Raw genomic sequence first — 8,195 nt, 5'->3', positions numbered from 1 at the left:
CTCTCCCGACGACCGACCGGAGCGCGACCAGCGGCGACGGGACAGTGGTGACCGTGGCGATCGCGGCTACCGAGGCGACCGTGGCGGCTTCCGCCGCGACAACGACCGCCGCGACGACCGCGGAGGCAATGACCGCGGTGGCAACCGCGGCGGCGGCGGTGGCTATGCCCGCCGGGACGACCGTCGCGATGACTACCGCGGTGACCGTGGGGACCGCGGTGGCTTCCGCCGGGACGACAACCGTGGTGGCAGCAGTGGCGGTTACGGCGGCGGTGGGTACGGGCGCCGTGACGACCGGCGCGACGACCGTCGTGACGGCGACCGTGGGCCTCGCCCCGCGTTCCGTCGTGATGACCGGCCGGCCGGACCTCGCCGCGACGACCGTGACCGCGGGTTCCGGCGTGACGGTGACCGGCCTGCCTTCCGCCGTGATGACCGCGGTGACCGGGGCGAGCGTGTAGAGCGCCGCGACGACAACCGCGGCGGTGGATACGGGCGCCGTGACGATCGTCGCGATGACCGTGGTGGCGACCGGGGTGGCTTCCGTCGGGACAACGACCGGCGTGACGACAACCGCGGCGGTGGCGGTGGTTACGGTCGGCGTGACGACCGCGACCGTGCGCCCCGTGGCGATGACCGGGACCGTGGCTTCCGTCGTGACGACCGCGGCGATCGTGGCGATCGCGGTGGCTTCCGTCGGGACGACAACCGCGGCAGCTACGACCGCCGCGACGATCGACGGGACGACCGCCGCGATGATCGTCGGGGTGACGACCGTGGGGACCGTAGTGGTTTCCGTCGGGACAACGACCGGCGGGACGACAACCGTGGCGCCGAGCGCGGCGGTTTCCGGCGGGACGACAACCGTGGTGACCGCGGTGGCTTCCGTCGTGATGACAACCGCGGTGGCGGCGGCTACGGCCGGCGTGACGACAGCCGTGGTGGCGACACCCGTGGTGGCTTCCGGCGCGATGACCGGCGTGACGACCGCAGGGACGACCGCGGTGGGCGTGGTGGCGGCCCCGGTGCCGGCCCCCGTCGGGACGACCGTGGCGGGCGGCCCGGTGGGTTCCGTGGGCGGGACGACCGGCGTGGTGGCGACGACCGGCGGGGCGGTGGGCGCTTCCGTGAGGAGCGCGACCGGGACCGCGAGCCGATCAAGCGGCTGCCGATCCCCGAGGACGTCACGGGCGAGGAGATCGACAAGGACGTACGGCAGGAGTTGCAGAGTCTGCCGAAGGGGCTCGCGGAGGATGTCGCCAAGAACCTGGTGATGGTCGCCCGGCTCATCGACGAGGACCCCGAGGGGGCCTACGGCTACTCCAAGGTTGCCCTGCGGCTGGCGTCGCGTGTCGCCGCCGTACGCGAGGCTGCCGGGTTCGCGGCGTACGCCAACCAGAAGTACAGCGAGGCGCTCGCCGAGTTCCGGGCCGCGCGGCGGATGACCGGGAACGTGGAGTTGTGGCCCGTCATGGCCGACTGCGAGCGTGGGCTCGGGCGGCCGGAGAAGGCGCTGGACATGGCCGGGGCGCCCGAGGTGCACAAGCTCGACAAGGCTGGGCAAGTCGAGATGCGGCTCGTCGCCGCCGGTGCCCGGCGTGACATGGGGCAGCTGGACGCGGCCATCGTCACGCTCCAGAGCCCCGAGCTGGCCTCCAACTCCGTGCAGCCGTGGACCGCTCGACTGCGGTACGCGTACGCCGACGCGCTGCTCGCCGCCGGTCGGGAGGACGAGGCGCGGGAGTGGTTCGCCAAGGCCGTGGAGTCCGACAAGGACGGCAGCACGGACGCCTCAGACCGGCTGGCCGAGCTGGACGGGGTCGAGTTCGTCGACGCCTTCGAGGACGAGGACGAGAGCGAAGACGAGGGCGCTGAGAAGGTCGTGGAGGACGATGTCGAAGGCGAAGAGGGCGACCTCAAGGACTGACGCACGCGCGGTTCGATGAGAGATGAGACAAGGGGCGGGATCCCGGGATCCCGCCCCTTGTTCGTGTCGGACGTCGTGCGGGTCAGACGTCCAGTGCGCGGAGGACCAGGCCCGAGGCCGGCTTCGGGCCGAAGGACGTCGATTTGCGGGGCATGGTGACGCCCTGGCGGGCGAGGTCGCGGACGACCTCCTCGCGGACCGGGTGCATGAGGACCGCTGTGCCGCCGTCGCGTTCCGCCTTCTCGACCGTGGCGGCCGTGTCGTGGATGTAGGCGATGCGGGTGGGGTCGTCCTCGGGGACGTGCCAGACGTGGGCGAGGAGGGTGGCGTGCAGGACCGTCGCGTCCAGGGTGCGCCAGGCCGTGGGGTGGTCCGCGGGGACCGTGCGGGCCAGGAGGTCCGGGGACGGGCGGTCCACGAGGTGGAAGGCGCCGTCGCCGGCGAGGAGGAAGGCGTTGCCCGCGCAGGCCGCGTCGGCGAGCGTGTCGAGGGCCTCCGTCAGTCCGACGTCGAGGCGGCTGACACGGAAGAGGCCCTCCAGGGGCGCCAGGGCCTGTGCCACCGGGACGCCGTGCAGGAGGCGGTGGATGGCGCGGACGCGGAGGGGGTAGCGGGCCGTGTCGACCAGCAGGACCAGGCCGTGGTCCCAGGGGCTGGGGGAGGGGTGCTCCGCGCGTAGACGGCGGTAGGTCGCCCAGCGGTGGTGGCCGTCGGCGATGAGGGCCTGGTGCCGGGCCAGGTCCGACTGGATGCGGGCCACGTCCGCCGGGTCGGTGATCGACCACAGGCGGTGGCTGAAGCCGTCCTCGGTGGTGGTGGCGAGGAGCGGGGGCTGTTCGGCCGTGCGCTCGATCACGGCTGTGGTGTCGGACTGCGAGCCGTTGCCGCGGTAGGTCAGGAGCAGGGGCTCCAGGTTCGCCGAGGTGGCGCGCATCAGGGCCGCGCGGTCGGCGACCACATGGGGCATGACGTCCTCGTGTGGCAGGACCACACCCTCCGAGGGCTCCGACAGACGCAGGGTTCCTATGATCCCGCGCTGGAGGAGGCCGCCGCCGTCGTGCTGTTCGTAGACGTACAGGCCGGGTTCGGGGTCGGCGGCCAGGATGCCCTCGGACAGCCAGCCGCGCAGGGTGCGGGCCGCCTGTGCGTTGCGCTCGGCCGGGGTGGTCGCCTGCGGGAGGATCAGCCGGACGATGTTGTACGGGTCGTTCGACTGGAGCTGGTGCAGGCCGTCGGGGCGGACCACGACGTCGTACGGCGGGGAGGTGACGGCGGCGAGGCTGCCGACCCGGTCGGGGTCGTAGCGCAGGCCTCGGAACGGGGTGAGTTCCAGGCCTCGGCGCGCCGTTGCTTCCGGGTGACCTGCTGTGTTCATCCCGGCATCGTACGGGTGTCAGTGGCATGGGGGATGATCGGGGGAAAGCCGTCGAACTGGGAGCGATGCGGAATGAGCCAGCGCGTGAGGACGAAGCCCGAGGGCAGTGCACGGGCCCTGAGCGAGGCGTACGACACCGCGCTGCTCGATCTCGACGGGGTGGTGTACGCGGGCGGGAACGCGATCGCGCACGCCGTCGAGTCGCTCGCCACCGCGCGTGAGGGCGGGATGCACCTCGCCTATGTCACCAACAACGCGCTGCGTACGCCCGACACCGTGGCCGAGCATCTCACCGAGTTGGGGATACCGACGGGGGCCGATGACGTGATCACCTCCGCGCAGGCGGTCGCGCGGCTGATCAGTGAGCAGGTGCCGGCCGGGGCGCGGGTGCTCGTCATCGGTGGCGAGGGGCTGCGGGTGGCGCTGCGGGAGCGGGGGCTGGAGCCCGTGGAGTCGGCGGACGACGATCCGGCGGCCGTGGTGCAGGGCTTCGGCGGTCCTGATCTGCCCTGGGGACGGTTCGCGGAGGCCAGTTACGCCGTCGCGCGCGGGGTGCCGTGGTTCGCGTCCAACACCGACCTGACGATTCCGAGCGGGCGCGGGATCGCGCCGGGCAACGGCGCCGCGGTGGAGGTCGTGCGGATCGCGACCGGGGCCGAGCCGCAGGTCGCGGGCAAGCCGTTGCCGCCGATGCACCGGGAGACGATTCTGCGGACCGGCGCCGAGCGGCCGTTGGTGGTCGGGGACCGTCTGGACACCGACATCGAGGGGGCGTTCAACGGCGAGGTGGACTCGCTGCTCGTCCTCACCGGTGTCACCGACGGCGCCCAGCTGCTGGCCGCGCCGCCGCAGCACCGGCCGACCTATGTGGACGCGGATCTGCGGGGGATGCTCACCGGGCAGCCCGAGGTCACCGAGGCGGGAGACGGTTTCCGGTGCGGGGGGTGGACGGCGAAGGCCGGGAAGGAGCGGCTGGAAATCGACGGTGACGGGGAGGTGCTGGACGGTCTGCGGGCGCTGTGTGCGGCGGCCTGGACCGCGGCCGGAGAGGGTGTGTGCGAGCTGGACTCGGGGAAGGCGCTGGCCAGGCTGGGGTTGTGAGCCGTAGGGGCGGCGGGGGTTCCTGGTGAGAGGCCGGGGGCGCTGCGGAGTCTATGCCGACCTCGCCCCGGGCGTGTGCTGATCTCGTGGGTGCCCCAGGTGTGTGCCGACCTCGGGATCGTGGCGCGTTGGCAGGGTAGGCTAACCTAACTACGTGTTGGTCGACAGTCCTCCCGAACAGCGCGCGGAGACCGCCCCCGCGCCCCCAACCCGCCGGGCGATACGAGTCCTTGGGCTCTTCGTGTCCCTGGCCGTCCTGGTGGCCGTCGCGGTGGCGAGCATCGCGATCGGTGCGAAGGGGCTGTCCGTCGGTCAGGTCTGGCACGGTCTCTTCCACGACACCGGGACCTACGGGGACGTCGTGGTGGCCGACCGGCTGTCGCGGACGATCCTCGGGCTGCTCGCCGGAGCCGCGCTCGGTCTGTCCGGGGCGGTTCTCCAGGCGCTCACCCGCAATCCGCTCGCCGACCCCGGGCTGCTCGGCATCAACGCCGGCGCGTCCGCGGCCGTCGTCACCGCGATCACCTTCTTCGGCGTCACCTCGCTCAGCGGCTATGTGTGGTTCGCCTTCGTCGGTGCCGCCGCGGTGGGCGCGCTGGTCTGGTTCCTCGGCGGCAGCAGGGGCGCCACCCCGGTACGGCTCGCCCTGGCCGGTACGGCGATCAGCGCGGCCCTGTACGGCTATCTCCAGGCCGTGATGATCACCGACGACCAGGCGCTCAACAAGATGCGCTTCTGGACGGTCGGTTCGCTGTCCTCGGCGAGCAACTCGACCATCTGGCAGGTGCTGCCGTTCCTCGCGGTCGGCTCCCTCCTCGCCCTCGCGCTGGCCCGCCCGCTGAACGCGATGGAGATGGGCGACGACACCGCCAAGGCCCTCGGCGCCAACCTCAACCGCACCCGGGCGCTGGCCATGCTCTCCGCGACCGTGCTGTGCGGGGCCGCGACCGCCGCCTGCGGTCCGATCGTGTTCGTCGGTCTGATGGTCCCGCACGTCGTGCGCTCGTTCACCGGCCCGGACCTGCGCTGGATCCTGCCGTACGCGACCATCCTGTCGCCCGTGCTGCTCCTCGGCTCCGACGTCATCGGGCGGGTCGTCGTCCGGCCCGCGGAGCTCCAGGTCGGGATCGTCACCGCGCTCATCGGCGGCCCGGTCTTCATCTTTCTCGTACGACGGCGGAGGACGGCGCAGCTGTGAGGACCAACCGTGCCCTCAGGACCCCCGGCGGGCTCTCGGTCCGGCTCGACGTCCGGGCCACCGTCGTCGTCGCCCTGATCCTGCTCACCGCGCTGCTCGCGAGTGTCGTGCTCATCGGCACCGGCGACTTCCCGATCCCGGCCGGGGACGTGCTCAGGACGCTGTTCGGGAACGGCACCGCGGGGCAGGAGTTCATAGTCAACGAGCTGCGGCTGCCCAGGGTCCTCGTCGGGCTCCTGGTCGGGGCCTCGCTCGGGCTCGGCGGGGCGCTGTTCCAGGCCATCTCCCGCAATCCGCTGGGCAGTCCTGACGTGCTCGGGCTCTCCCAGGGCGCCACGGCCGGGGCGCTCACCATGATCGTGTTGTTCTCCGGGAGCGCCGCCCAGATCACCACGGGTGCCCTCGTGGGCGGACTGGTCACCGGGCTGGCCATCTATCTGCTCGCCTGGAAGCAGGGCGTGCACGGATACCGGCTGGTCCTGGTCGGCATCGGCATCTCCGCGATCGTCACGGCCGTCAACGGCTACCTGCTCACCAGGTCCACGCTCACCGAGGCCTCGCAGGCCGTCGTCTGGATGACCGGCTCGCTCAGCGGCCGGGACTGGACGCAGGTGTGGCCCCTGCTGTGGCTGTGCGCCGTCCTCGTCCCGCTCGTCCTCGTCAACGGACGCGGCCTCAGGATGATGGAGATGGGCGACGACGTCTCCAACGCCTTGGGCGTGCGCGTCGAGCGCGTACGGCTGCTGCTGCTCGTCGCCGCCGTCCTGCTCACCGCCGCCGCCACCGCGGCCGCCGGGCCGGTCAGCTTCGTCGCGCTCACCGCCCCGCAGCTGGCCCGCCGTCTCACCCGCTCGCCCGGCCCCAACCTGCTGCCGTCCCTGTGCATGGGCGCCACCCTCCTGGTCACCGCCGACTGGATCTCCCAGAAGGTCTTCGGCGCCGACCAGCTGCCCGTGGGCGTGGTCACCGGAGTCCTCGGCGGTGTCTATCTGCTGTGGCTGCTGGTCACCGAGCGCAGGGCGGGCCGCATATGAGCACCCGGACCATCAGCGGACTGACCAACCCAAGGAGCACCGTGAACCGCCTGTCCGCCGACACCGTCACCCTCGCCTACGACCAGCGGGTCATCGCCGAGCAGCTGTCGGTGGAGATACCCGACAACTCCTTCACGGTGATCGTCGGCCCCAACGCGTGCGGCAAGTCCACGCTCCTGCGGGCCCTGGCGCGGATGCTCAAGCCCAGCCAGGGCAAGGTGCTGCTCGACGGGCAGGTCATCCAGTCGATGCCCGCGAAGAAGGTCGCCCGGACGCTCGGCCTGCTGCCGCAGTCCTCGATCGCACCCGACGGGATCACCGTCGCCGACCTGGTCGGCCGCGGCCGCTACCCGCACCAGGGCATCCTGCGCCAGTGGTCCACCGAGGACGAGCGGGTCGTCCAGGAGTCCATGCGGCAGACCGGGGTCGCCGAGCTCGCCGAGCGGTACGTCGACGAGCTGTCCGGCGGTCAGCGGCAGCGCGTGTGGATCGCGATGGCCCTCGCCCAGCAGACCCCGCTGCTGCTCCTGGACGAGCCGACCACCTACCTCGACATCCAGCACCAGATCGACGTGCTCGACCTCTGCGCCGAGCTGCACGAGGAGCAGGGGCGCACCCTGGTCGCCGTCCTGCACGACCTCAATCACGCGGCCCGGTACGCGACGCACCTGATCGCGCTCAAGGGCGGGGAGATCATCGCCGAGGGCGCCCCGAACGACATCGTCACGGCCGAGCTGGTCGAGGAGGTCTTCGGGCTGCGCTGCCAGGTCATCGACGACCCGGAGACGGGGACACCGCTGGTGGTGCCGGCCGCGCGGAAGGCACGCGTGCGCGTGGCGGCCGACCGCGGGGCAGTGGGCGCTACAGAAGCTTCCTGAGCTGGAACAGGTCCCTGAGGCCCGCCTCCAGCTTGACCCGGCCCGAGCCCCAGGCCTTGGCGAAGTTCAGCTCGCCGTTCACCAGGGCCACCAGGTCGTCGCCGGACATGGTCAGCCTGATCTGGGCCTTCTCCTTCGGAGGGCCCTGAAGGGTGTCGTGCACCACGATCCGGCCGCCCGTCATGCGGCCGACGAAGGTGACGTCGAGATCGGTGATACGGCAGCTCACCGAGCGGTCCATGGCCGCCGCCGTGGCGACGTCCCCCTCGGCGTGCTGCATGGTGTCGGAGAGCTTCTCGAGTGCGGCGCGGCACTCCTCGATCGTGGCCATCGCGATCGACGGTACCCCAGCTGTTCGAGGTAGCGTCTGGGCATGAGCGACGAGGTTCCAGAGCCCGCACAGGAGGTCGCGGTCGAACCCGACCACGACCCGGCCGCCCCTGCCCCGCTGCACGTGCCCCGCACCCCCACCGGCAATGCCGAGGTCGACGCCGGTCTGGAGCGGCTCGGGGACGCCGACCACCTCGCCACGGACGGACACATCGAGGTGTACGAGGATGTGCACCGGGGGCTGCGCGACGCGCTCACCGCGCTCGACGTGCGCCCCGGACCTCCGGCGCCCTCGCCGTCGTACGACCAGAGGGCGCCCTCACCCTCGTATGGCACTAGGAGCTGAACCGAA

At 72.0% G+C, this 8,195-nt stretch carries 10 protein-coding genes; 8 read left to right on the top strand and 2 right to left on the bottom strand.

Features of this window, described 5'->3' with window-relative positions:
• The 3 genes from ACFULQ_RS35080 to ACFULQ_RS35070 form a co-directional block, all read left to right on the top strand.
• Positions 1-461, top strand: a 461-nt coding sequence (locus tag ACFULQ_RS35080; RefSeq protein WP_383551809.1) for a hypothetical protein, incomplete at its 5' end; no start/stop codon positions are given.
• Between the two features lie 39 nt (positions 462-500).
• Entirely contained in the window at positions 501-1,274 is a 774-nt protein-coding gene (locus tag ACFULQ_RS35075; RefSeq protein ID WP_383551807.1) for a hypothetical protein, read from the top strand.
• Positions 1,166-1,927: a tetratricopeptide repeat protein gene (locus tag ACFULQ_RS35070; protein ID WP_383551805.1), complete on the top strand. Its 762-nt coding sequence runs from the start codon at positions 1,166-1,168 to the stop codon at positions 1,925-1,927. Before ACFULQ_RS35075 ends, ACFULQ_RS35070 begins: the two co-directional genes overlap by 109 nt.
• A gap of 82 nt (positions 1,928-2,009) precedes the next feature.
• Here the strand turns inward: ACFULQ_RS35070 and ACFULQ_RS35065 are convergent, their stop codons facing one another.
• Positions 2,010-3,302, bottom strand: coding sequence for a DUF1015 domain-containing protein (locus ACFULQ_RS35065; RefSeq protein WP_383551795.1), 1,293 nt, complete (start codon positions 3,300-3,302; stop codon positions 2,010-2,012).
• Between the two features lie 72 nt (positions 3,303-3,374).
• On the opposite strand from ACFULQ_RS35065, the gene ACFULQ_RS35060 reads away from it, so the two are divergent.
• From ACFULQ_RS35060 to ACFULQ_RS35045, 4 genes are all read left to right on the top strand, one after another.
• Positions 3,375-4,403: an HAD hydrolase-like protein gene (locus ACFULQ_RS35060; protein WP_383551793.1), complete on the top strand. Its 1,029-nt coding sequence runs from the start codon at positions 3,375-3,377 to the stop codon at positions 4,401-4,403.
• A 154-nt stretch (positions 4,404-4,557) separates the two neighbouring features.
• The gene (locus ACFULQ_RS35055) at positions 4,558-5,601 is read left to right on the top strand and encodes a FecCD family ABC transporter permease (protein WP_383551791.1); all 1,044 of its coding nucleotides are present in this window, start codon (positions 4,558-4,560) and stop codon (positions 5,599-5,601) included.
• Positions 5,598-6,635: a FecCD family ABC transporter permease gene (locus ACFULQ_RS35050; protein WP_383551789.1), complete on the top strand. Its 1,038-nt coding sequence runs from the start codon at positions 5,598-5,600 to the stop codon at positions 6,633-6,635. The genes ACFULQ_RS35055 and ACFULQ_RS35050 overlap by 4 nt, the downstream gene beginning before the upstream one ends.
• Entirely contained in the window at positions 6,632-7,513 is an 882-nt protein-coding gene (locus ACFULQ_RS35045; protein ID WP_383551787.1) for an ABC transporter ATP-binding protein, read from the top strand. Before ACFULQ_RS35050 ends, ACFULQ_RS35045 begins: the two co-directional genes overlap by 4 nt.
• Here the strand turns inward: ACFULQ_RS35045 and ACFULQ_RS35040 are convergent.
• Positions 7,497-7,844, bottom strand: a complete 348-nt coding sequence (locus tag ACFULQ_RS35040; protein ID WP_383551785.1) for an SCP2 sterol-binding domain-containing protein — start codon at positions 7,842-7,844, stop codon at positions 7,497-7,499. The two genes, ACFULQ_RS35045 and ACFULQ_RS35040, sit on opposite strands and share 17 nt — an antisense overlap.
• A 42-nt stretch (positions 7,845-7,886) precedes the next feature.
• Between ACFULQ_RS35040 and ACFULQ_RS35035 the strand changes: the two genes are divergently transcribed.
• Positions 7,887-8,189, top strand: coding sequence for a hypothetical protein (locus tag ACFULQ_RS35035; protein WP_383551783.1), 303 nt, complete (start codon positions 7,887-7,889; stop codon positions 8,187-8,189).
• Positions 8,190-8,195: the final 6 nt, after the last annotated feature.

It is taken from the genome of Streptomyces sp. NPDC057253 (assembly GCF_042669125.1).
Classification (GTDB): domain Bacteria; phylum Actinomycetota; class Actinomycetes; order Streptomycetales; family Streptomycetaceae; genus Streptomyces.
This window is presented reverse-complemented; position numbering and strand designations above follow the sequence as displayed.